Source organism: Catalinimonas locisalis (genome assembly GCF_038039535.1).
Classification (GTDB): Bacteria; Bacteroidota; Bacteroidia; order Cytophagales; family Cyclobacteriaceae; genus Catalinimonas.
This window is the reverse complement of the sequence record NZ_JBBPHP010000001.1, coordinates 227,268-250,895: the sequence shown is the minus strand read 5'-3', so window position 1 is coordinate 250,895 and position 23,628 is coordinate 227,268. Positions and strand designations below refer to the sequence as shown.

The window sequence follows — 23,628 nt, the reverse complement described above, 5'->3', positions numbered from 1 at the left end:
TCACGATTTCTTACTTCTCATCTTCTCCATCTGGTCCCACATTTCCTGGGGTACTGAATCCAGATGGTTAAACTCTCCGGCGCCCATCAGCCACTCACCTCCATCAATAGTGATCACTTCACCATTCACATAAGCTGCATAATCAGACACCAGATAAGCGGCCAGGTTTGCCAGTTCCTGATGATCGCCTACTCTTTTTAGGGGATTATGATTAGCGGGATCAAATTTTTCAGCCATCTCTCCGGGAAGCAAACGGCTCCAGGCTCCTTCGGTAGGAAAAGGTCCGGGAGCAATTGCGTTCATTCGGATATTGTATTTCCCCCATTCTACCGCCAGGGAACGAGTCAGCGCAAGCACCCCTGCCTTGCCACAGGCTGAGGGGGTTACATAGCCGGAGCCAGTCCAGGCATAGGTAGTCACGATATTGAGCATGGCTCCTGCCTGCTTTTTTTCAATCCAGTTTTTACCTACCGCCAGTGTAAAGTTATACGTTCCTTTGAGTACGATATCTACCACAATGTCAAAAGCACGATGTGAAAGTCTTTCGGTAGGGCTGATGAAGTTTCCTGCCGCATTATTGAGCAGCACGTCTACCTGTCCAAACTTTGCTTCCGCTTGCTTTAGTACCTCCATGATTTCATCGTACTTGCGTACATCGCAAGCTACTGGCAATACTGATCCTCCTGTCTCTATCTTCAATTCTTCAGCAGTAGCTTTCAGCACTTCCATTTTGCGGCTGGTAATGACAAGATTGGCTCCCAATTCTAAAAAATACTTCCCCATAGACTTGCCTAGCCCTGTGCCTCCGCCGGTCACGATAATGGTTTTCCCTTTCAGCGCATCTTCTTTGAGCATTCCTTCTGTCTTCATAATTTGGATGGTTAGTAAAGGAAAGAAAGTTAAGAAAAAATCATAGAGAATGAATACGCAGCAGCATACTCTCCAGGGTGAGGCCAGGGCCGAAGGCAAAGCTTAGCACCTGTTTATCGTGGGCGCTTGCGGTTAAATCATTCAGTAAACTCTTGAGTACAAAAAGGATGGTCGGTGATGACATATTACCAAACTCCCGTAAGATGCGGTAGGCATAGCGGTTATCTTCCGCCGATAAATCAAGCTGCTCTTCTATGACCTGAAGTATGCGCTTCCCTCCAGGGTGAATAGCAAAGTAATCCGCAATCTTATCCCTTTCCTCCTCGTCAAAGGCTACATTTTCCAGTGAAAGCTGACTGACTAAACGTTCAGTCAACTGCCGGATACCCTTACGAATGACTTCCGGAACATAGGCAGACAATTTCATTTCAAACCCAAAGTCACCAATGTGCCAGGCCATATCTTCTTTACCTTCAGGAGCCAAATCGCAATAGAACTGTTCCAAAGCCAGTTGGACTTTTCCTTCTTCAGCTTGACCACTGAGCAATACTGCTGCGGAACCATCGGCAAAAAGTGCATTCGCCAGTAGTGTATCTTCGTCTTTTTTCTTTTGAAAATGAATCGTACATAGCTCTGTACACACCACCAATACTTTTGCATGAGGAACTGAGCTGATAATGTGGTCGGCTACTTTGAGTGCATTGAATGCGGCATAACAACCCATGAAATTAATACATGAGCGTTGTACACTACCCGGCAATTCAAGCTTATTCACTAATTCAATGTCTATACCTGGCGCATACATGCCAGTACAGCTAACCATGATAAGATGTGTAATCTCTTTCGTTTGGATAATACTCTGTGAGCACAAGCAGTTTTCTACCGCTTGCAGGCTAAGCTTCAAAGCTTCTTCTCTGTACAACTCCATCCGCTGCCCAATGCTTGGGAAGGGTTCCAGGTCCTCATCATCCGGAAAAAAACTAAAATCCTGGGTAAGTCCGAAATCAGGTAATACTGAGTGGCGGTATTTAATTCCTGAGGCACGATAGAGGGCTTTGAGCCTCTGTTCTTCCTCAGTATCCATCTGATGGGCTTTTGTCATAAATTTGACAATGCTAGACTGCTCTATTTTGTGCCGGGGAACTGCTGTTCCTATGGCGTTGATAAATGAAGGCATGTTGTATAAACTAAAAATAAGGCAGTTGTTCTTATGATTTTAGAGGAAGGTTTTATTTCAATATTTGTTAACTATGCGTAGATAGTGTTATGGTACTATGGTGTTATGGTTTTTAGTGCTCAAGCTTATTGTAGCTGAAACCTAAACACCTTTCACCCTAACACTTTAACATCCAGAACTATAACACTAATAACAAAGTGGCTAAAACTAAAACAGTATATGTTTGCCAGAACTGTGGCAATTCTTCTCCCAAATGGCAGGGAAAGTGCGATGCCTGTGGAGAATGGAATACTTATGTAGAGGAAATCATTAGCAAAACCACACGCTCTGTTGGCTGGCAAAGCAGCTCAAAAACTAAGGGGAGTAGCAGTCGGCCGCGCCTGCTCAATGAAATAGATTTTAAACAGGAAAGCCGTACCAATACGCAGGATGCAGAACTCAACCGGGTTTTGGGTGGAGGCATCATGCCCGGTTCCCTGGTATTGATTGGCGGAGAACCAGGGATCGGCAAATCCACACTGATGCTACAAATAGCCCTGCAACTTAAGCAACATAAAGTACTTTATATTTCCGGTGAAGAAAGCGATCAGCAGATCAAAATGCGAGCGGAGCGCATGCTCAATCATCCTCAACTTAATGGCAATATGGAGCACTGCTATGTGTTAGGAGAAACTTCAACCGCACAAATTTTTCAGCAGGCAGAACAACTTCAGCCCAACCTGATGATTGTAGATTCCATACAGACTTTGCAGTCTGAATACGTAGAGTCTGCTGCCGGTAGTGTATCACAGGTGCGAGAGTGTACGGCTGAGTTGATGAAATTTGCAAAGGAGAGCAATATTCCGGTTTTCCTGATCGGCCATATCAACAAAGAGGGTAATATTGCTGGTCCCAAGGTACTGGAACATATGGTAGATACCGTTTTGCAGTTTGAAGGAGACCGGCATATGGCTTACCGCATACTGCGGACCATCAAGAACCGATTTGGCTCCACCTCCGAACTGGGAATTTATGAAATGACGGATACTGGCTTACGCCAGGTCTCTAACCCTTCCGAGATTTTAATCACCCAGAGAGAAGGAGAGCTGAGCGGCATTACAGTAGGCGCTACACTGGAAGGCAATCGCCCTCTTTTAATAGAGATACAATCTTTGGTGAGCTCGGCTACTTACGGTACACCACAACGAAGTTCTACTGGTTTTGATGCCAAGCGCCTCAATATGTTGCTGGCAGTGCTAGAAAAACGTGCGGGTTATCGCTTAGGCGTGCAGGATGTCTTTCTGAATATTGCGGGCGGACTAAAGGTAGAGGACCCGGCTATTGACCTTGCCGTATGTGCTTCTATTGTTTCTTCTTTTCTGGATGTACCTATTTCCAGTAGAATATGTTTTGCTGCAGAGGTAGGTTTAGGAGGAGAAATTCGCGCAATCAATCGGGTAGAAAATCGTATTAGCGAAGCGGAGAAGCTGGGTTTTGAAGAAATTTATGTGTCTAAATTCAGCTTAAAAGGCGTGGATACTAAGAAATTTAATATCAAAATCCACGCTTACAGCAAGCTGGAAGATATGATCAGACAGTTGCTGGAGTGAGGTAATTTTTGATCAGTTTTCGCACAAAATAAAATTTGGCTAGCTGGCATCTTTAGCCCCAAAATTGCGTTCCGATTTTTACTGAAACTTTAACATAAAAATTGGAAACATTTATTGTCAACGCATTGGGAATTAGCCCCCAACTCTTTAATTATCTGATACTACCCTTGCTTATTTTTATGGCCAGGGTCACTGATGTCTCAATGTCTACTTTGCGTGTCATGTATATCATGAACGGAGCCAAGCGTTGGGCTCCCGTGTTAGGCTTTTTTGAATCTTTGATATGGTTGCTGGCTATAGGGCAAATTATTCAGAACATCAGTAATGTATGGTCATATCTGGCTTATGCCAGCGGCTACGCTACCGGTACTTTCATCGGGATGCGTATTGAGGAAAAAATAGCGATGGGCCGTATGGTGGTAAGAGTCATCAGCAAATCCGATGTGAGTGAACTCATTGGCTGGCTGGTGGATAAAGGATATCGCTACAATAGTGTAGAAGCCATGGACCATGAAGGTAATGCCAACATCATATTTACGGTAGTACCTCGTAGTAAATTGGATTCTTACCTAAAAGTAGTTCGCTATTATCAGCCAGATGCTTACTATACAGTAGAAGGCGTAAAACGTGTAAGTGATGATGATATCGTGGTGGAAAGGCCGAAGACCAATCTGAGCAGGTACCTCCCTTTGGTGAGGAAATAAAATAAGAGATGGCTGGGACCAAAAGTCCCAGCTTTTTTTATTCTTTATAAGCCGTAAGCAGCGTATAAGAGTTCAGATTTCCTTTCTTATCATAGTTCTCAGATCGCACTGTGCCTACATTTTCGGCTATCCATTCGGCATTGCCATAAGAACTTTTATTACCAAAACCCATGACTTTCATATCCATATCGGTATTATAAGAGATTTTGTAGCAATTAAACGTACCGGCTGGGGTCGTAATATCTTCCTGAGCTTCTACTTTACGGTTATTGATGTCAATATCTATTTTACTCATAGTGGCATTGGCTTCGCCCATTTTTACCGTCATAGTGGTATGCGCATCAGATAGACTTTGGCCTACTTCCAGATCAGAAGGCAGTTCCATAAAATCTCCTTCTGCCTCTACTTCCATGTTTTCATAAGCCTGCATCTGCTCCATAGAGTTAAGCATGCGCTGCATATCAATCTTTAGTGTATTTCCTTCACAAAGGATGACAAATTCTCCTTCCGTCACCAGTTTATCTTTTTTGTCATAGATTTTACTTTTGAAGGTAGCTTCATACACACCATTATTTTCACTTATGTCACTAATGACATTGACTGTACGGCTTTGCGGACGATCTTTCTTATCATAAGTTGTCATTTCAAACTCAGTGCCTTCTTGGAGGCGGTAGAAGGAATTTCCGCACTGAGCTTCTACTTCTGCAAAGGCAAACAAGGTCAGGAATAAGATAGGGAGTAGTTTTTTCATACTTTTTTCCGATTAATAAGTATTTGAAGATTGAGGTAAACACTAACTGACTAAAATACGAAGATTTTTTTTCAGATAGCGCTCGTTGAAACCGATAATTCCCTGTAAGCCCCCGCTATGAATAGCCAAAATCTTACTGCCAAGCTTGAAGTAGCCTTTGTTGATCATATCCATGATGCCATAGATCATTTTGCCGGTATAAATAGGGTCCAAAAGTATCTCCTGCTCTCTTTTGAACTCATTGATAAAATTAACAAGCTCAGTATTCGCCTTGGCATAGCCTCCAAAATGATAATCTTCTACAATTTGATAATTTTCATATTGGTTGCCACTATACGCTTGTGTAAGCCTATTAATTTCATCATATAAAAAACTTCCTCCTTTCAGCGCTGAGAAACCTAGCACCTGAGCCTTATTTTTTGCCTTCTCTATGATGCCCGCTAACGTACCTCCGGTCCCTGCACTGCAACAGATATAGTCGTAATTTTCAGGCGTTTGAACAATCTCAGTACACCCTTTTACTGCTAAAGCATTAGAGCCTCCTTCGGGAATGATGAAGCAGTCACCAAACTTCTTCTGTAGCTCTTTCTGAAATGTAGCTTCTCCTTTATGCTGATAATCACTACGACTGATAAATTCTAGTTGCATGTCTTGTGCTTCAGCAAAAGCCAGTGTAGTATTGAGCGGCAACACTTTTTCACCGCGTACGACACCAATAGTTTTAAAGCTATCTTCTTTTCCGGCAGCGGCGGTAGCGTACAAATGATTGGAAAATGCTCCGCCAAAAGTAAGCAGTGTGTCATAGCCTTTTTTCCGGGCTTCAAGTAGATTATATTTTAACTTAAACCATTTGTTACCGGAAATATGCGGATGAATTTGATCTAAGCGGAGAATGTCTAGCTGAACCTGATGCTCATCCAAAAACTTATCACTTATCTTTTGTACTTTAATTTCAGGAATATCATCTAACTGCATAGACAGTAAATTTATCGCATTTCTTAAACATAAGTCTAACTTCAAAATTTAAGAAATAAGCAGTAAAGCGATAATTTATTATCAACACGCTAAGTCGCAATGCCAAAAGGCATAACTAACTGAAGATTACGTAACTTGCAGCCTTAAACTAAAGCAATATGAAACTTAACGATATAGAAGGAGAAGAGGAACAGGAGCAGGAAGAATTATTTGAGCATCATTTTATCAAAGTAGATGCTAACCAATCTTTGGTGAGAATAGATAAATACCTGATGGACCGCTTACCCAATGTGAGCCGAAATAAAGTACAGGATGCTATCAAAAGTGAGTATGTATTGGTAAATAAACAAACCATCAAGCCTAACTATAAGGTACATCCTCTAGACGAAATTTCTATTTCTTTACCCGAGCCACCCCGAGATACTGAGGTGAAGCCGGAAAATATTCCACTAGACATTGTCTATGAAGATGAGCATCTATTGATTGTCAACAAAGATGCTGGCATGGTGGTACATCCGGCCTATAATAATTGGTCTGGGACGCTGGTAAACGCATTGACTTATCACTTTCAGCAATTGCCTACTATGGAAGGAAATGAAGGGCGCCCCGGGCTGGTACATCGTATTGATAAAGACACCTCAGGGCTGCTGGTGATTGCCAAAAGTGAGCAGGCAATGAGCGGGCTGGCCAAACAGTTTTTTGACCACAGCATTGACCGGGTATACTACGCCATTGTATGGGGAGAGCCTGAAGAAGAAAAGGGGACCATTGACGTAAACCTGGGTCGCAGCCCCAAAGACAGGCGTATCACCATGGCTTTTCCGGATGGCGATATTGGTCGTACCGCCATTACCCATTACGAAGTTTTACAAACCCTCCGCTACGTATCCTTAATCAAGTGCAAACTGGAAACTGGCCGCACACACCAGATCAGAGCGCATATGAAATACATAGGGCATCCCCTCTTTAATGATGCTACCTACGGAGGAGATCAGATTTTAAAAGGTACAAAGTTCTCCAAATACAAAGCCTTTGTAGAAAACTGCTTCAAGCTCATGCCCCGGCAGGCTTTACATGCCAAGTCCCTGGGCTTTATCCATCCGATTACCAAAGAAAAAATGCATTTTGAGTCTGATCTGCCGGACGATTTTAGAGAAGTACTTGAGAAATGGGAGCGCTATGTGCAGTATACCTGAAAACAAATTCCAAACTGGAAAATTATTAATTACAGATTGGGCGTTAAGGTAGACATAGCTTTTTAACTTTTTAAACTATAGTTATGAATTATATCCTGGAAAACGAAAACTGGACCGTACAAATTAAGAGTGAGGGAGCTGAGCTTTGTAGTGTAAAAAATAAAAAAACTGACAGAGAATACATATGGCAGGCTGACCCTGAGGTATGGGCACGCCATGCACCTGTGCTTTTCCCCATCGTAGGGCGGCTAAAGAATGACCAGTATCGCCTGGAAGGTAAGAACTACAAGATGTCGCAGCATGGCTTTGCTCGTGATCGTGACTTTAGTCTGGTAGAACAGGAAAAGCTCCGTATCAGCTTAGGCCTGACAGCTGACCATCAGACTATGGAAAAGTATCCCTTTAATTTTGTGCTGGATATCAGCTATCAGCTTAAGGAAAATGAGCTTATAGTTACCTACTCAGTAAGTAATAAAGATCAGCAGACCATGCCTTTCTCCATTGGGGCTCATCCGGCTTTTGCTACTCCCAGGATTATTGATCAGCAGATGCAGGAGTATCATCTGGTATTTGAACAAGCCGAAACACTAGACAGACATTTGATAAAGGATGGTTTACGCACCGGAGAAACCAGAGCACTGTTAGAAAATGAGCATAAACTCCCGCTTCACCCCAAACTATTTGAAGATGATGCCATTGTATTTAAGGGTGTCCAATCCAAATGGGTAAGTTTAGTAGTACATTCCAGTGGGGAAAAATTAGTAGAAATGTCGGTGACAGGCTTTCCTTACCTAGGTATATGGCAAAAAGAGAAAGCCGGTTTTATCTGCATTGAACCCTGGCTAGGCGTAGCAGATAATAATGACTTTGAAGGCGAGCTTACCGAGAAAGAAGGAATACAACTGCTAGAATCTGAGCAGAGATTTGAATGTAGCTATAGTATTAAGTTTCACTAGACTAAGCATTTACTATCTTGAAAAAATGCTATGATTATCGTTCATCATTTTATATATTTATCATGACAGAGTGTGTGAGAAAAGTAAAGTAAAGATTTTGATGAAGAAACAGTTATTACTTTTAACCGGCTTGCTTTTGGCATTATGGAGTTGCCAGCAGGATCAGGTAGCTCCCAGAGAGGAAATACAGCTACGCAAGCTTAGTATTGAAGAGAAAGAGTTGCTGAATGCCAGCAATAGTTTTGCTATGGATCTTACCAAAGAACTCGTACAGGAAGGTTCACAAAATCTCTTTTTCTCTCCTTACTACATCCATATGGATTTAAGTATGGCCATCAACGGGGCAGAGCGTAACACTTTGGCTCAAATGCAAAAAGTACAGCAATGTGATGTACTGGAACGTTTAGAGGTCAACAAACTTTACAATAGCCTCAATACGCTGCTGGGAAGCATAGATAATCAGGTACAGTTTGTTTCCGCGCATGCGCTTTGGCATAGAGAAGAAATTGATATACGTCCTCTCTTTAGCGACATCATCATGGCATACTATGGTGCAGGGGTGGAAGCCCTTGATTTTGACGATCGCAAAGCGCCACTGACAATTAATAAATGGGTTGAAGAACACACTTCCGGAAAGGTTGAGGCAAAAATTCCGGCTCTAATACCTTATGAGTCTCTCTACTTGATCAGTGCCACCCACCTCAAAGGATACTGGACTTTTCCTTTTGCCAAAGAAAATACCGCACCCGGTACTTTTTACCTTAATGACAAAAAGGAGGTTACCGTACCCATGATGTTCACCGACCAGGCCGCTTACCGTTACCACCAGGATGCCCAAAAAACCTTAATAGATATTCCTTATGGGAATAAGCAATATAGCATGACTATACTGATGCCTCATCAGGGGGATAGCATCGCTGACCAGCTTAAAAATTTAAGTATAAAATCTTTAGAGCAGAGCCTTGAACAAGCCGACACGCTCGATTACCATCTATACCTACCCAAATTTAATGTCAATTCACAGCTCAATCTAAAAGAGCCTTTATCTAATTTAGGCATTAAAGATGCTTTTTCGGCTCAGGCAGATTTTAGTGGCATTCTGAATGACTCTACCGCTCGTATTAAAGTTGCGGATTTGATCCATCAGGCTGGGATAGAAGTAAATGAAAGTGGCATACAGACGGTTATGCCTCGCGTAGCCGCAGCAAGCGTTTCTGCTGCTACTCCAGTAGTACGTATCAACCGGCCGTTTATTTTCTTCATTCGTGAACAACATACCGGGGTGATTTTATATGCAGGAGTTATCAAAAACCCTGGTGTAGCACAAGAGTGATCGTACGTTTGCAAATGCCTCGCAGCATAATCATTATTCTCCTTTACCTTGGTATTTTTAGTTGTACGGGAAATCAGGAGAGGGATTTACAAAAATACTTTGATGCTTATGAGGTCAAGGGCTCTTTCATCCTGTATGACGAGGCCAGGAATGAATTTATTCGTTATAATACCCGGAGATGTAATGAAGCGTTTAGTCCCGCCTCTACTTTTAAAATTCCTAACACACTGATCGCTCTGGAAGAAAAAATTCTGCAAGACGAAACTTCCATGATCTACTGGAATGGAGAAAGCTGGCCGGTTGAGACCTGGAATCAGGACCTAGACCTACAGCATGCTTTCCGCTTGTCTTGTGTACCTTGCTACATACAGATCGCTTCAAAAATTCCTGAAGAAAAATATCAGCAGTATCTCTCAGATATCAAATATGGCAATGAAGATCCCAGCGGTAGTGAAAACAATTCTTTTTGGCTGGATGGTAATCTACGCATTAATCAGGAGCAGCAGATTGATTTTCTAAGAAAACTCTATCACATGCAGCTTCCTGTTTCCGAGCGTTCTATGAAAATCGTCAAGAAAATTTTAGTTGAAGAAAAAAATGATGACTTTATACTAAGCAGCAAAACCGGTTGGAATAATACTTCACATTCCAAAGATGTAGGCTGGTATGTAGGTTATCTGGAAAAAGATAATCATGTATACTACTTTGCTACCAATATTGAAAGTCCTCAGGCTAAGGAGAGTTTTGGTAAAGCCAGAAAAGAAATTACTTTAAATGTACTTAAAGCGCTAAATATCACTGACTAAAACTATTGTCTAAAAATTGATTAATTTTGAACAGTAGTCCTAACCAATAATCTTTATGCGGAATAAGATTCTAAAAATACATCCCGACGACAACCTGATCGTGGCCCTGGATAATTTAAGTGATGGAGAAGTGGTTGAGCTTGAGGGCGAAACTTACGAAATCCACGGCGACATCCCTCCCAAGCATAAATTTGTAACACAGGATCTCAAGGTCGGAGATAAAATCTATATGTACGGGGTATTGGTTGGCAAAGCTATGCAACCGATTACAAAAGGAGAAGCGATCACGGTGGGAAATGTAAAACATGAGGCCAATACCTTCTCTCTTGGCAAAAGAAAAGCAGACTGGAACGCCCCTAGAGTTTCCTCCTGGAAAGAAAAACAGTTTATGGGGTATCATCGGGAGAATGGACAGGTGGGCGTAGCTAACTACTGGCTGTTTATTCCTCTGGTATTCTGCGAAAATCGTAATATCGATGTCATCCGGGAGGCTTTGGTGAAAGATCTGGGCTATGACCGCACCCGTACCGTAGATTTTGATATTCAATCGCTTATCTCAAAACACCAACACGGAGCATCTTCTGATGATTTGCTCACTACCGAAATTGTAGTCACTGCCGAGGAGATGGAGAGCAAGCGTACCTTCCCTAACGTAGATGGTGTCAAATTTCTAACCCACGAAGGTGGTTGCGGAGGTACACGTGCCGATGCCAATACGCTCTGTGCCCTCTTTGCCGGCTATATCACCCATCCTAACGTAGCCGGAGCTACCGTACTTAGCCTGGGATGTCAGAATGCCGAGGTTAAAATCCTACAGGAAGAAATCAAGAAACGTGACGCTAACTTCAGTAAGCCGCTCTACATCATGGAGCAGCAGAAAAGTAAATCTGAAAGGGAATTTATCAGCGAAGCCATCAAAAAAACTTTTGTAGGCTTGACTGAGGCTAACAAAATAGAACGTAAGCCTGCCCCGCTGAGTAAATTGGTGGTTGGCCTGGAATGTGGCGGTTCAGATGGCTTTTCCGGAATTTCTGCCAATCCTTCTGTAGGACATGCCGCTGACCTTCTGGTAGCGTTGGGAGGATCAGTTATACTCTCTGAATTTCCTGAACTCAACGGTGTGGAGCAGGAACTTACCGACCGATGTGTTGATGACGCTACCGCCGAAAAGTTTATCAGCATTATGCGGGCTTATAGCGCCAGTGCAGAAGCGGTGGGCAGTGGTTTTGACGCCAACCCTTCTCCCGGCAATATCAAAGATGGTCTCATTACCGATGCCATCAAATCCGCCGGAGCGGCAAAAAAAGGAGGTACTTCTCCTGTAGTAGATGTACTGGATTATACCGAACCGGTCACCAAAAACGGCTTAAATTTGCTATGTACTCCTGGTAATGATGTAGAATCTACTACCGGCTTAGCGGGCTCCGGTGCTTCTATCATTCTCTTTACTACTGGTCTGGGTACACCTACTGGTAATCCTGTCGCCCCTACCCTTAAAATCTCCAGTAATACGGTACTAGCCAAGCGTATGGAAGATATCATAGATATCAATGCAGGTACAGTAATTAGCGGAGAGGATACCATCAATAGTAAAGGAGAAGAGATTCTGGATTTTATCATTCGTACCGCCAGTGGCACTTATACCCCTAAAGCCGTAGCCATCGGGCAGGATGATTTTATCCCCTGGAAGCGAGGCGTTTCTTTATAATTCATTTTTTCATATCAAAACAACCTGACTATGTCTGAGCGTTTGAATCAGCAACTTGCACTTAAATCCGAAGTAAAACCTAACGAAAAACTACATCTACCCAGCAAAGGTCAAATTCAATCTCCTGATAAGATTGTCCAGTTTGGCTCCGGTGCTCTACTGAGAGGCCTGATTGATTTTTTCATTGACAAAGCCCAAAGAGAAGGAAAGTTTGATGGGCGCACCGTGATTGTCAATAATACCAAATCGGGCAGGAGCACCCGCTTCAATGAACAGGACGGTCTTTTTACGCTTTGTGTGGAAGGATTTGCCAAAGGGGAAACTGTAAAAGAATATATAGTTAACGCAGCCATCAGCAAAGCGCTACCTGCTGCTGATCATTGGCAGGACATATTAGCTTACGCTCGTAATCCTGAAGTTAGTACGGTCATTTCCAATACTACTGAGATCGGAATTACTTTGCAGAAAGACGATGACCTGAAGGCAAATCCCCCTCAATCTTTCCCGGGTAAACTTACTGCTTTTCTTTATGAGCGCTTTACCACTTTAGGAGGCTCAGCAGACAGCGGTATGCTGATTTTACCTACCGAGTTGATTTTGGATAATGGCAGTAAACTGAAAGACATCGTGCTTGAACTGGCAGTGATCAATCGTCTGGGCAGCGATTTTACGGACTGGATCAAAGAGCACAATATTTTTTGTAATACACTGGTAGACCGCATCGTACCGGGAGAACCGGAAGAGGCCAAGCAGCAAAAAATAGAGGAAGAACTAGGATTTGAAGACCAACTGCTCACCGTAAGTGAGGTTTACCGCCTCTTTGCTGTAGAAGGTGATAAGGAAAAGATTCTTGCCAAGGCTCCCTGGCTGGCGACAGACGAAGGCATCATCATTAGCGAAGACATTACCCCATACAGAGAGCGAAAACTCCGTATTCTTAATGGCGGACATACCATCAGTGTGGCAGCGGGCTACCTCTGTGCTTTGGAAACTGTGTACGATTGTATGGAAGATGAGGTAATGTCACCATTTATCAGCAAAGTGATCAAGCAGGAGATTGTTCCTACGCTGGAGATTGACCAAAAAATGGCGATGGAATTTGCTGAAGATGTGCTGGACCGTTTCCGTAATCCTTTTCTCAACCATAAGCTCATCAGTATTACCCTACAGTACTCTTCTAAAATGAATATGCGCAATGGTCTTACTTTTAAGCGCTACTATGATAAATATGGCCATGCGCCCGAGTTGATGTGTGCTGGCTTCGCTGCTTATCTGATGTTTCTACGTCCGGTAAAAAAGGAAGATGGGAAATATTATGGTGAGTTTAAGGGTCACGACTATCCCATCAATGACGATCAGGCAGATTACTTTTATCAACTCTGGATGGACGCTGACCTCAACGATCCCGTATTAGTGAATAATGTAGTGGATAAAATCCTTCTTTATCAAATCTGGGAACAGGACTTAAAAAACATGGGAGATTTTGCTGCCAGGGTGAAGCATTATCTGGGCGAATTTGTGCAAAAAGGAGTGAAAGCAACGCTGGCTGAGATAGTATAAGATGTGAATATTTGCTATTTATGTTTTAATTATTGACTTTTTTGCATAAATATTTTGTGCTATACCATCTTATAGTCATATAAAAAAGCGATAAATTGTATCTATGAGATGCAATTGGGCCAAAAGCTATCGCCAATATATTGACATGGTTTTTCTCAGGGTAATTATGTGCCCTCGAGTTTTTATCATCATTTGTTTAACCGCTTTTTGGGTATCTCCAGGCTCGGCACAGCAAGAGGCTAATCATTGGTTTTTGAGTCCGGGAGGTTATTTGGATTTTAATCAGAAACCTCTTCAACCGAAAATTTATCCTTACAATTGGACTAATAATGGTCAGTTCCAGGCAAGCATTTCAGACTCTTTAGGAAACCTGCTGTTTTATACCTATGGGCGTACTTTTTACAACAGCCAGCAGGAAGTTATGGAAAACGGCGCTGGCAGCTATTATGGTGAAGGGGGGAGATCAACCCAGACTTCTTACATCATACCCAAACCGGGTAGTGATCATCTGTACTACAATTTTATCACTGAGTTTGGTCTTACTAATCCTGAGCTTTCTAACAATGACTGGACTGTTCATTACTCTCTAGTAGATGTAACTGCCAACAACGGTAAGGGGACAGTTATATTTAAAAATAGAGTGCTCACTGATGGTATGAGTGATGCACTGGCGATTTATGAAGCATCTGATGGTAAATCTTACTGGCTGATCACGCTGGGAGGTTTTGGAGCAGCTGCTTTGTACGCTTATCAAATCACCTCCGAAGGGATAAGTGATATCCCGGCGATTACTCCCTTGATCAGAGATAGCGGAGGCGGGCATTTCCATATCAAAGCTTCTCCTGATAATCGATACCTTGTGATGGGTAGAGATATGTATGATAGCAGTTATCTGGAACTATATCACTTTGATAATGAGACAGGACTCTTTAACCTGAGATACGAATTGATCAAGAGAGATGATCGACAGGAGGAAAATTCTTATCCTTACGTTAGATATGTTTTTACCTACTTTTATGAGTTTTCTCCTGACAGCAAAAATCTATATGTTATAGAGGATAGCATAGTGAATACTTCTGCGCAAAACATCACCAACTATGCTTCCTTGGTTAGGTACGACCTTAGAGCACCCAATCAGCAGCTTTTTGAAGATTCCCGTACAAAAATTTATGACTACCCCGCTACCAATTCTGGTATTATCGGAAGGTTACAGCTTAGTCCTGATGGAAAGATCGTGATTGGTACGGATAAGGAGTTTTTATCAGTGATCAACCAGCCTAATTCTTGTAATGATCCGGATTTTGTCTACAAAGCGATTACTTTTTCGGAGTGGCCGGGAATACTGCCTACTTTTCCGGCTTTCTTTTTCAGACAGGAAAATGATATCTGGCCTGAAGTAGAAGATGAAGAAATAATAGCTTGTCCTGGAACACCGGTCAAACTCAGCGCTCTGCCAGTAAGCTCAGCTTTTACTTACGAATGGACAAATACCAAAACTTCTCAAAAATTTCAGGGCGCTGGCCCAACATTTACATTGCCCAATACACCAAACCTGGCACCAGATACAACAACTTATCTTTTAAAAATTACTAACCAATACGGTTGTAGTGAATATGACTCTATGAAGCTTATTGTGTTACCCGCCTACGCATTGACAATCCGGGGTAGCAAATCGGTATGTCCGGGTGTGCAGGAAGTAGCATACTGGGTGGAAGATATTCATAGCTCCGATTTGCAATGGTCGGTGGAGGGAGGAGAAATTATAGCTGGTCAGGGTACAGATAGTATATTCGTAAACTGGGGAGAAAGTAATTTGGATGCCAAAGTGAAACTGCTCTCCGTCAACAGTTATGGCTGTGAAGATATTGTCCCGGATTTTAGCGTTAAAATCTTTAAACAACTGGATACTGAGACACCCAATGGTCCAGATACCTTAGATTGTGATAGTCCCTACCACATCTATAGCATATTACCCACCAATGGTTCAGTGTATGAGTGGCAAATTATCAATGGAGAAATTATTGAAGGGCAGGGAAGTGAGCAGGTGAAGGTAGCATGGCATGAAGAAAGCCCTTATGGTAAGCTATGGATTGAAGAAAGCGTAAATACAGAACTGGAAATCTGTTTTGGTCGGTCCGATACCCTGACGATTGTGAACCCCAGAGCTTTTGGAAGCTCAAATGTAGAGCTTCTGTCCATTTCGGCCGTACCTCAGGCAGCTGAAGCCATTCAATTCAATTACCTGATTAACCACCAGGCTTTTTTTGAGGAAGACTTTAAACTGTTGAGAAGAGAAGCTGGTGAAGTACAGGCTGCATGGGAAGAAGTAGCTCCGCTGAATTCAGAAGAGACTCAGATCACTATTCTCGAAGCTTCGGTAGGCCAGCTAATTTATGCATATAAAATTCAGGGATATAATATCTGTGGAGAAGCAGTAGAGTCAAAAGTGCATCACAATATTGTATTATCAGCAGCAATACATGAGGGGGAGAAGCAAATAGAACTTAGCTGGAATTCTTATGTGGGTTGGGATGAGGGCGTGAAAACGTATGAATTGTACCGCAAATTGGACGAATCAGAAAACTTTGAATTGCAAGGAAGCAGCCAGCATTTAAAAGAGCTTCTGAATACATTAAATGATGGCTTTGATCACTGCTTTTATGTGAAAGCTATTTCAAACACTTCTGAATATACATCCTCGTCAAATGAAGTATGTCTTTCATATGATCATCCCATTTTTATTCCTAATGTAATCACTCCCAATGGCGACGGTAAAAATGACTTTTTTGTCATCAGTAATCTGGAACTGTATCATCAAAACGAACTACAGATATTTGATAGAAATGGCCGCTTAGTTTATCGGAAGCTACAATATGCTAATGATTGGAACGCGATTGGCCTGCCTGAAGCAGTGTATTTTTATTACTTCACTACGCTCAAAAACAAAAAGAGCCTTAAAGGATGGGTTCATGTTATTGAGTGAGTTCCCAAAAGGCATTCCTCATTAGCAAAATCATATACTCCGCTCCTTTTGCTGGGCTATTTCTGCGCTGTGCTTAAACTGTTCAAAGGTAGGAATCTCAAATTCCTGTAGTACATCCGCGATTTTGATATCCGGGTGTCTACTCTCAATAATTGATATTTCTTCTTCATGTAAGGTATAGGTATATACCTGATTACCATATTTTTTATGGATTTCAGGAAACTTGAGTGAATAAGGCCAGCTATGGAGTACGGCTTGCTCAAGATTGAGAGGTGCGCATACCCCCCACTGGCTGTAATTTCCACTCCAGGCCAATTCTTCTCCCGTAGGTTTGCATATTTTGGTGGTATTCTTTTGGGTGCTGGAAACCACATAGTACTTATGCCACATTGCCATGGTATTCACTTTTCTGCCTCCTGCAAAAGCAGAGGGCCAAAAGACAATCTCTGCGCCTTTTTCCTGTAACTTCTGCCAACCCTCTAACCATTCTATATCAAAGCAGATCTGTATGCCGATCTTGCCAAAGTCTGTTTCAAAAACTGGTGGATCCAGATGACCGGGGGTTACCCCACCTTTAATTTCACTTTCGGTCGGCCTGGCTTTACGGTATTCTCCCACCATTTTACCAGCGCGATCAATCAGCACCGCAGCATTATAGCAGTTTCCTTTCTCCTGCGTAAATACGGGAGCAATTACATAGCACTGCTGCCGCAGGGCAAAATCTGCCAGCGGTTGAGTTAGCTTGCCAATAGGTACTTCTGAGGCTTCTTTTATTGATAATGGATTGTTTCGGAGGCCCTGCACATGAAAGTATTCAGGCAAACAAATAATATCTGGCTCATAACTGCTTACCGACTCCATTTTGCGTACAGCACTTTGTACCACTTCTTCCAGGCTATCCCCTGCTATACCCTGCTGGGTAAGGGCAGCAACCCAAATCTCACGGGGAAGGCGATTAAGCTTAGGAACTTTTTCAGGCGTATGGTATTTAGGTTTAGCATAGGCAAATTGACTTACCAGACTAACACTCCCCAGGGCAGCTGCCGACTTATTGATAAAATTCCTTCGGTTCATCAGGCTTCTATTTGTTGTAGTATTATAATTTATATATTTTTCATGCAGCACACTAAAAATAACCTATAAAACTCTTGACCATGAAAGTCTCCCGTCGTCAGGCACTGGCTTCCCTTGGAGTAGTAGCCGGCTCCTCCCTATTGGAAAGCTGTAGCTCTTTTGCATCTGAGCAAAATACTACTGCCGCTCCTGCTCCACCCGCTGATGAACAGAAAAATCTCTTTACCTATTGCCTTAATACCAGCACAATCCGTGAGAAAAAGCTTGGATTGGTAAAAGAAATAGAAGTCGCTGCCGAGGCAGGATATGACGGCATAGAAGTATGGATTCCTACCATGCAGGCTTATCTGGATGGTGGTGGCAAGCTCAGTGACGTAAAAAAGCGCATTGACGATCTGGGTATTAAAGTGGAAGATGCTATCGGCTTTGCCCAGTGGATCGTAGATGATCCTAAGGTAAGAGCAGATGCCTTTGAGCAGGCCAAGAGAGAAATGGATATGCTGGCGCAGATTGGCTGCTCTCGTATTGCTGCACCTCCGGCGGGAGCTACTCAGGAGCCCGGCCTGGACCTGCTAGCCGCTGCCGATCGCTACGGTCAATTACTGGAATTGGGAGAACAAATGGGCGTAATGCCTCAACTGGAAGTCTGGGGATTCTCGGCCAACCTGCATCGTCTTGGACAAACCACCTATGTGGCAATGGAAAGTGGACACCCCAAAGCACGTATCCTGCCCGATGTGTACCACCTTTATAAAGGAGGAACTGAATTTACCGCTTTACAGATGCTGAGCGGACAAACGATTGAGGTTTTCCATATGAATGACTATCCGGCCAATCCTCCCCGTGAGAGTATCGCTGACAAAGATCGTGTATATCCCGGGGATGGAGTGGCTCCTATCAACCAGATTCTACAGATACTGGCTGCCAGTGGCACGCCCAAAGTATTATCTCTGGAACTCTTTAACCCTGACTATTGGAAGCAGGACCCTTTGGAAGTAGCTAAAACCGGATTGCAAAAAATGAAAAGCGCAGTAGATCAGGCCATGAAAAGCTAAAGTTTGGCCATAAAAAAAGGTATAGACCTGTTCTATACCTTTTAATCATCTTAAGAGGGTTACATTGTCTTTCTTACAGGAGGATAAGAAGAAGGATAATTACTATCAGGGCTCCTCCTCCGATGTAAATGCCACCGGAGGCCTGTTGCTTTAGCTCACGCGCTTCTTTTTTTACATCCTTAATCTCTTTGCGTAAGGCTTTACGTTCGGCAGGCGTATCTGCTTCTCTTTTGGCATCTCTTAAGTCGTCTACCTTTGTTTTCAGCACATCCAGCGCCATCTGATATTCTTTTTCTGTCATCTGCTTCTCTTCAGGAACCGGATCATCAGAAGCAAATGCACCAAAGGATGAAAAAACAAAAAGGCTAAGCATCAGGGAGAAAAAAATGGATTTCGTTTTCATTGGAAAAAAATTTAGTTAAAAAAAAGCTTATAGAAGCTATGGAATAAAAATTTGTTAACTACTAAACTAGCAAATAACCGGGAATATTCTAAAAATGTTTACACACTATCCTGCTATAGATCAATAAATAAATGTAAATTTTGACAAAATAATGTTCTCATATTCGTCATATTATTGTTTTACTGATGCTATTGAAATAAAAAATGAGCAGAAGCCCCCCTCATTAGGTTACCATACTTTATTTTTCCAACCGATTTCACCCTTCATTTCATATAGCCAGCTCAAAATACATCAGGGCAGCACTTCCTCCATATCTATCGTTTCCCAAAATATTCCTTCGTAGGCACGCTCCTCCCCCCTTTCGTATAATATGCCAACATGATGCGCTCCCACCCTTGTGAGATCAGAATAGGCGGAAGGGCCAGCATATAGCTGCTTTAGCTCCGTCCATGTTTTTCCTCCATCTTTGCTCGCCTTGAGTGTCATATTCACGCGCTGCTCCTTGCTGGCAGGATTGGAAAACAGCACATAGGATTCATCATCCCTATCGTAGCGCAGCATGGCTCCCTGGCAGATAGGTTCTATCAGCTCGGGGGCATAGCGCATATTTTCCCAGTGCATGCCTCCATCCTCGCTATAAGCCAGCTGGCGGGCATGCTGATCACGGTCATAATTCCGCATATTGAGCATCAGTTTTCCATCATTGAGTTGTACCACTTCACATTCATTGACCTGATCCCGGGGGGTGCTTCCTCCCAATTGCCATCTCTCTCCCCCATCATCCGAATAGATGACATGCGAATAGTATTTTTTGCTCTCTGCCTCTATATGATCGCAGGCCACCATGAGCCGACCAGCGTAAGGGCCTTTGCTTAATTGTATGCCTGAGCCGGGGCCGGTAGCATACCAGGTCCAGTTTTCTTTTTTTACATCGCTGGTAATTTCCTTCGGACTGGTCCAGCTTTGCCCATCGTCGGTAGAGCGCAGCACAAATACCCGCCTGGTATCAGTACTGGTTTGCGCAATGATCTCCGATTCTTTATCATCTCCCCTGTTCCAGGTCGTCAAGAGCACAATATCTCCACTTTCTTCATCCAGTACGGGCGCGGGATTGCCACAGGTATGCTGCCCATCGTCCCATACCACCGCTAAGCTACTCCAGCTTTTGCCTCCATCTTCGGAGCGTTTCAGCAGCAGGTCAATGTCTCCGGTATCGCTGCAGCCTCCTTTTCTTCCCTCAGCAAAAGCCAGTAAAGTCCCGCTTTTTGTAGTAAGTATGGCCGGTATTCTGAAGCAGGCATAGCCTTCTTCCCCGCTTACGAAAACAGGCATGGCTGCTGCCAACTGAGCATAAGCAGGATTTGCTGTGGAGAGCTTTAGGAACAGTAGAATGAGAATTAAGCAGGATAGGTAAGAAAATTTCATCTTGTCTTGCGTAGTAGGTTGTTTTGTTTGTCTCTAAAAATCAGAAACAATTTACCCTTTTCCGACTATTACTTTTAGCATTTCTTCTTTTACCTAAAATTTTAGCACATGCAAGCCCGACCTGTCGTACTTTTTTTTGATGTGAACGAAACCCTGCTGGATATGCAGCCGGTCAAAACCTCCATTGACCAGGCTCTGGGGCAAAAGCCTGAATTAGTTGCACTGTGGTTCTCCCATCTGCTTCACTACAGCCTGGTGATGACGGTGAGCCAGCAGTTTCGTGATTTTACCTCTATCGGTGTAGCTACTTTACAAATGGTGGCTCAGCAAAACAATATTGAGATAAGCGAAGCGAAAGCAAGAGAAGTACTCAAACCCATGCTTAGCTTAAGCCCTCATGCAGATGTGGTGCAGGGGCTTGAGGCTATAAAAAGCGCAGGCTATACGATGGTGGCCCTGACCAATTCTTCCCGTCATGCCATGGAAACTCAGCTAAGCCATGCCAAAATTGATACTTACTTTGACCGCAGCCTGAGCGTGGAAGATATCGGGATATATAAACCTCATCAACGGGTATATCGCTGGGCGGCTTACCAGATGGATAGCCAGGCAGAAGACTGTATGATGATCGCCGCACACGGCTGGGATGTAGCCGGGGCCAGCCATGCCGGTATGCAATCCGCTTTCATTGTCCGGCCGGGACAAACGCTATTTCCCCTCGCCCCCCAGCCGCAGTTTGTGGTTTCTGATCTCAATGCACTAGCTCATATCCTTAAAAAATAAGATTATATACTTTTTTTTCTTTCTGATAATAAATTCTCTATGCCCAACTGCTTTTTGGCTAAACTTATATGATTGTTGATAGCATTAGAAATATGTTTATAGAAGGCTGGCAACTTCATGAATATCTAATTCTAAAAATCCATTTTTATCTAAAACAGAGTTTTTACTATTAGTATTTGTGGGTTATTACTTAAATAAAAATTTATTTATTAATAATATTTATTTCCTCCCTAAGAAAAGTCGGAAACTAATAAGTGTATTCTCATGAAAAACATGATATAAAAAAATTATTTAGTGAAATTTTACTATAAAAAAGTATGTTGATCGTTGTTTTACTTACGTAATATTATCAATTAATCTATGCTTCCTTTTTTGATCTGTAAAATATTTTAAAGTAAAAAAATATGGTTTCCATTAACTAAAGGATAATCTGAAAGCGCCAATTTTACAATTTGATACAATTGTTCTATATGCAAAAACTTACATTAAGGCGATTGCGCAGGAATCTCCGAGTTCCATTGAAACCAATACTGTACTTTTACATTCCACCATTAAGTCTTGAATTATGGGATGGAATAAGTGGAGAAAATTCTTTCGTTACTTACTTATAGTAGCAGGATTACTTATGCTGGTGTATGAAATACAAGGACAGAATCTGGAAAACCTTGGTGAAAAGCCTCCATTAAAAGTATCAGGAGGATTCAATTTTATGACAACTGGCTATGCAGCAGGTGGCATAAGCGCACGCCGTGATCCGTTCACATGGATCGCCAGTGGAAATCTCAATATTGACTTATACGGATGGAGTATACCCCTTTCTTTCAGCTATACTAACCATCAAGGAAGGTTTCAACAGCCTTTTAATCGTTATGGAATCAGTCCTAATTACAAGTGGATAAAAACATACGTTGGGTACCATAGTCTTTCGTACTCATCATACACACTCAACGGGCACATTTTTTTAGGTGGAGGAATAGAACTGACTCCTGGTAATTTCCGGGTTCATGCTATGTATGGCCAACTTAGAAAAGCTGTAGAAATAGATACATTATCAGACCAGGCCCAACCTCCGGTATTTGCCCGTAAAGGGATGGCGACTAAAGTCGGATATGAAACCCCTCAGGGAAGTATCAGTACAATTGTATTTTATGCTAAGGATGACCCAAACTCGCTGGTAACTTTATCTGATAGCAGTTTGGTATTTCCTACGCAAAACATTGCTCTTAGCCTGATAGCGAAAAAGCAAATAGGTAAACATTTGAGCTGGGAAGGTGAATGGGCCAGTAGCTTACTGACCCGAGATATAAAGTCTTCTCCCATATCAGAAGATTCACTTAAACCTTCATGGGATACATGGCTAATACCTATACGTCAGTCCACTACGCAGCATCAGGCCTGGAAGACAAGTTTAAACTTCGCATTGACTAAGGGTTTTATCCAGTGGCGATACGAACGGGTTGATCCTGATTATCAAACATTGGGAGCTTACTTTTTTAACAATGACCTGGAAAATATCACGCTGGGAATTAACTGGAAGTTCTGGGAAAACCGACTTAGTGTTAACTTTCAGGGAGGGCTACAACATAACAATCTGGATCAATCAGAAATTACACAAACCAGCCGGTGGGTCAGTAACTATTCTGTCAATATTCATCCCACAGATCGTTGGCAGCTTAATACCACCTACTCTAACTTTACCAGCTTTACAAATATTCGCCCCCAATCGGACCCTTTCTTTACCACTGAGTTTGATTCACTTAATTTTTATCAGGTCAACCAAAATGCTTCATTAAGCTCCTCTTACACTTTTGGTAGCAAAGAGCGGAAACATGCGCTTAGCATGAACTCTACTTATCAGCAAGCTAACGATGTTATTCCTAAGCAGTTTCCAAGTGAGCAGATATCCTATTATTACAGTAATAACATGGCTTACCGGATCAGCATTATTCCTACAAACTTAGGTTTAAGCCTGGGAGGTAATTTTTACTATAGCGTTTTACAGGAAATTAATTCAACTACTGTCGGTCCCTTACTCTCCATAAGTAAAGGATTCTTGGAAAAAAAGCTAAGGAGTTCAATTTCCACAAGCTACAATCGGGTATTACAAAATATGATAGCCAGCAGCCAGGTACTGACGGCACGTATGTCAGGTAGTTACTCCTACCAAAAAAATCATCGTTTTTCGCTTAACCTCAACCTATTGAACAATTTTCCCACGGGAGAAAAAGAGGCATTTACAGAATTCACCGCAACTGCACGTTACGGATATACATTTTGACA

19 protein-coding genes are annotated in these 23,628 nt (G+C 42.5%); 12 read left to right on the top strand and 7 right to left on the bottom strand.

Features of this window, described 5'->3' with window-relative positions; translation table 11 throughout:
* Together WJR50_RS01075 and WJR50_RS01070 are read right to left on the bottom strand one after the other, a co-directional pair.
* Positions 1-873 (bottom strand): SDR family oxidoreductase, encoded by an 873-nt coding sequence (locus tag WJR50_RS01075; protein ID WP_341291840.1) that lies wholly within the window; start codon positions 871-873, stop codon positions 1-3.
* A 37-nt stretch (positions 874-910) separates the two neighbouring features.
* Positions 911-2,047: a type III polyketide synthase gene (locus tag WJR50_RS01070; RefSeq protein ID WP_341291355.1), complete on the bottom strand. Its 1,137-nt coding sequence runs from the start codon at positions 2,045-2,047 to the stop codon at positions 911-913.
* Between the two features lie 197 nt (positions 2,048-2,244).
* Here WJR50_RS01070 and radA point away from each other — a divergent pair, with 197 nt between their 5' ends.
* Together radA and WJR50_RS01060 are read left to right on the top strand one after the other, a co-directional pair.
* On the top strand, positions 2,245-3,636 hold the full coding sequence (radA, locus tag WJR50_RS01065; RefSeq protein WP_341291354.1) for a DNA repair protein RadA: 1,392 nt from the start codon (positions 2,245-2,247) through the stop codon (positions 3,634-3,636).
* Positions 3,637-3,737: 101 nt separating this feature from the next.
* Complete coding sequence (locus WJR50_RS01060; protein WP_341291353.1) at positions 3,738-4,340, top strand: DUF2179 domain-containing protein; 603 nt, start codon at positions 3,738-3,740, stop codon at positions 4,338-4,340.
* A 37-nt stretch (positions 4,341-4,377) separates the two neighbouring features.
* Here the strand turns inward: WJR50_RS01060 and WJR50_RS01055 are convergent, their stop codons facing one another.
* Complete coding sequence (locus WJR50_RS01055) at positions 4,378-5,091, bottom strand: TapB family protein (protein ID WP_341291352.1); 714 nt, start codon at positions 5,089-5,091, stop codon at positions 4,378-4,380.
* 42 nt (positions 5,092-5,133) lie between these two features.
* Complete coding sequence (locus WJR50_RS01050; RefSeq protein WP_341291351.1) at positions 5,134-6,066, bottom strand: 1-aminocyclopropane-1-carboxylate deaminase/D-cysteine desulfhydrase; 933 nt, start codon at positions 6,064-6,066, stop codon at positions 5,134-5,136.
* A gap of 158 nt (positions 6,067-6,224) precedes the next feature.
* Between WJR50_RS01050 and WJR50_RS01045 the strand changes: the two genes are divergently transcribed.
* From WJR50_RS01045 to WJR50_RS01015, 7 genes are all read left to right on the top strand, one after another.
* A complete protein-coding gene (locus WJR50_RS01045; protein ID WP_341291350.1) occupies positions 6,225-7,262 on the top strand; it encodes an RluA family pseudouridine synthase in 1,038 nt (345 codons plus the stop codon).
* Positions 7,263-7,345: 83 nt separating this feature from the next.
* Positions 7,346-8,218 (top strand): aldose 1-epimerase family protein, encoded by an 873-nt coding sequence (locus WJR50_RS01040; protein WP_341291349.1) that lies wholly within the window; start codon positions 7,346-7,348, stop codon positions 8,216-8,218.
* 100 nt (positions 8,219-8,318) lie between these two features.
* Positions 8,319-9,551: a serpin family protein gene (locus WJR50_RS01035; RefSeq protein ID WP_341291348.1), complete on the top strand. Its 1,233-nt coding sequence runs from the start codon at positions 8,319-8,321 to the stop codon at positions 9,549-9,551.
* A gap of 14 nt (positions 9,552-9,565) precedes the next feature.
* Entirely contained in the window at positions 9,566-10,357 is a 792-nt protein-coding gene (gene blaOXA, locus WJR50_RS01030; RefSeq protein ID WP_341291347.1) for a class D beta-lactamase, read from the top strand.
* 55 nt (positions 10,358-10,412) lie between these two features.
* Positions 10,413-12,065, top strand: coding sequence for a UxaA family hydrolase (locus WJR50_RS01025; protein ID WP_341291346.1), 1,653 nt, complete (start codon positions 10,413-10,415; stop codon positions 12,063-12,065).
* A gap of 30 nt (positions 12,066-12,095) precedes the next feature.
* Positions 12,096-13,625 (top strand): tagaturonate reductase, encoded by a 1,530-nt coding sequence (locus tag WJR50_RS01020; RefSeq protein WP_341291345.1) that lies wholly within the window; start codon positions 12,096-12,098, stop codon positions 13,623-13,625.
* A 103-nt stretch (positions 13,626-13,728) separates the two neighbouring features.
* On the top strand, positions 13,729-16,608 hold the full coding sequence (locus tag WJR50_RS01015) for a T9SS type B sorting domain-containing protein (RefSeq protein ID WP_341291344.1): 2,880 nt from the start codon (positions 13,729-13,731) through the stop codon (positions 16,606-16,608).
* 30 nt (positions 16,609-16,638) lie between these two features.
* On the opposite strand, the gene WJR50_RS01010 is transcribed toward WJR50_RS01015, so the two are convergent.
* Positions 16,639-17,682 carry a carbon-nitrogen hydrolase family protein gene (locus WJR50_RS01010; RefSeq protein WP_341291343.1) on the bottom strand — a complete coding sequence of 348 codons (1,044 nt, stop codon included), beginning with the start codon at positions 17,680-17,682 and terminating at the stop codon, positions 16,639-16,641.
* Between the two features lie 80 nt (positions 17,683-17,762).
* On the opposite strand from WJR50_RS01010, the gene WJR50_RS01005 reads away from it, so the two are divergent.
* The gene (locus tag WJR50_RS01005) at positions 17,763-18,737 is read left to right on the top strand and encodes a sugar phosphate isomerase/epimerase family protein (protein ID WP_341291342.1); all 975 of its coding nucleotides are present in this window, start codon (positions 17,763-17,765) and stop codon (positions 18,735-18,737) included.
* Positions 18,738-18,810: 73 nt separating this feature from the next.
* On the opposite strand, the gene WJR50_RS01000 is transcribed toward WJR50_RS01005, so the two are convergent.
* Both WJR50_RS01000 and WJR50_RS00995 read right to left on the bottom strand, forming a co-directional pair.
* Entirely contained in the window at positions 18,811-19,140 is a 330-nt protein-coding gene (locus WJR50_RS01000; RefSeq protein ID WP_341291341.1) for a hypothetical protein, read from the bottom strand.
* A 291-nt stretch (positions 19,141-19,431) separates the two neighbouring features.
* Positions 19,432-20,565 carry a sialidase family protein gene (locus WJR50_RS00995; protein WP_341291340.1) on the bottom strand — a complete coding sequence of 378 codons (1,134 nt, stop codon included), beginning with the start codon at positions 20,563-20,565 and terminating at the stop codon, positions 19,432-19,434.
* Between the two features lie 108 nt (positions 20,566-20,673).
* Here WJR50_RS00995 and WJR50_RS00990 point away from each other — a divergent pair, with 108 nt between their 5' ends.
* Complete coding sequence (locus tag WJR50_RS00990) at positions 20,674-21,348, top strand: haloacid dehalogenase type II (protein ID WP_341291339.1); 675 nt, start codon at positions 20,674-20,676, stop codon at positions 21,346-21,348.
* Positions 21,349-21,913: 565 nt separating this feature from the next.
* The gene (locus WJR50_RS00985; protein ID WP_341291338.1) at positions 21,914-23,626 is read left to right on the top strand and encodes a hypothetical protein; all 1,713 of its coding nucleotides are present in this window, start codon (positions 21,914-21,916) and stop codon (positions 23,624-23,626) included.
* Positions 23,627-23,628: the final 2 nt, after the last annotated feature.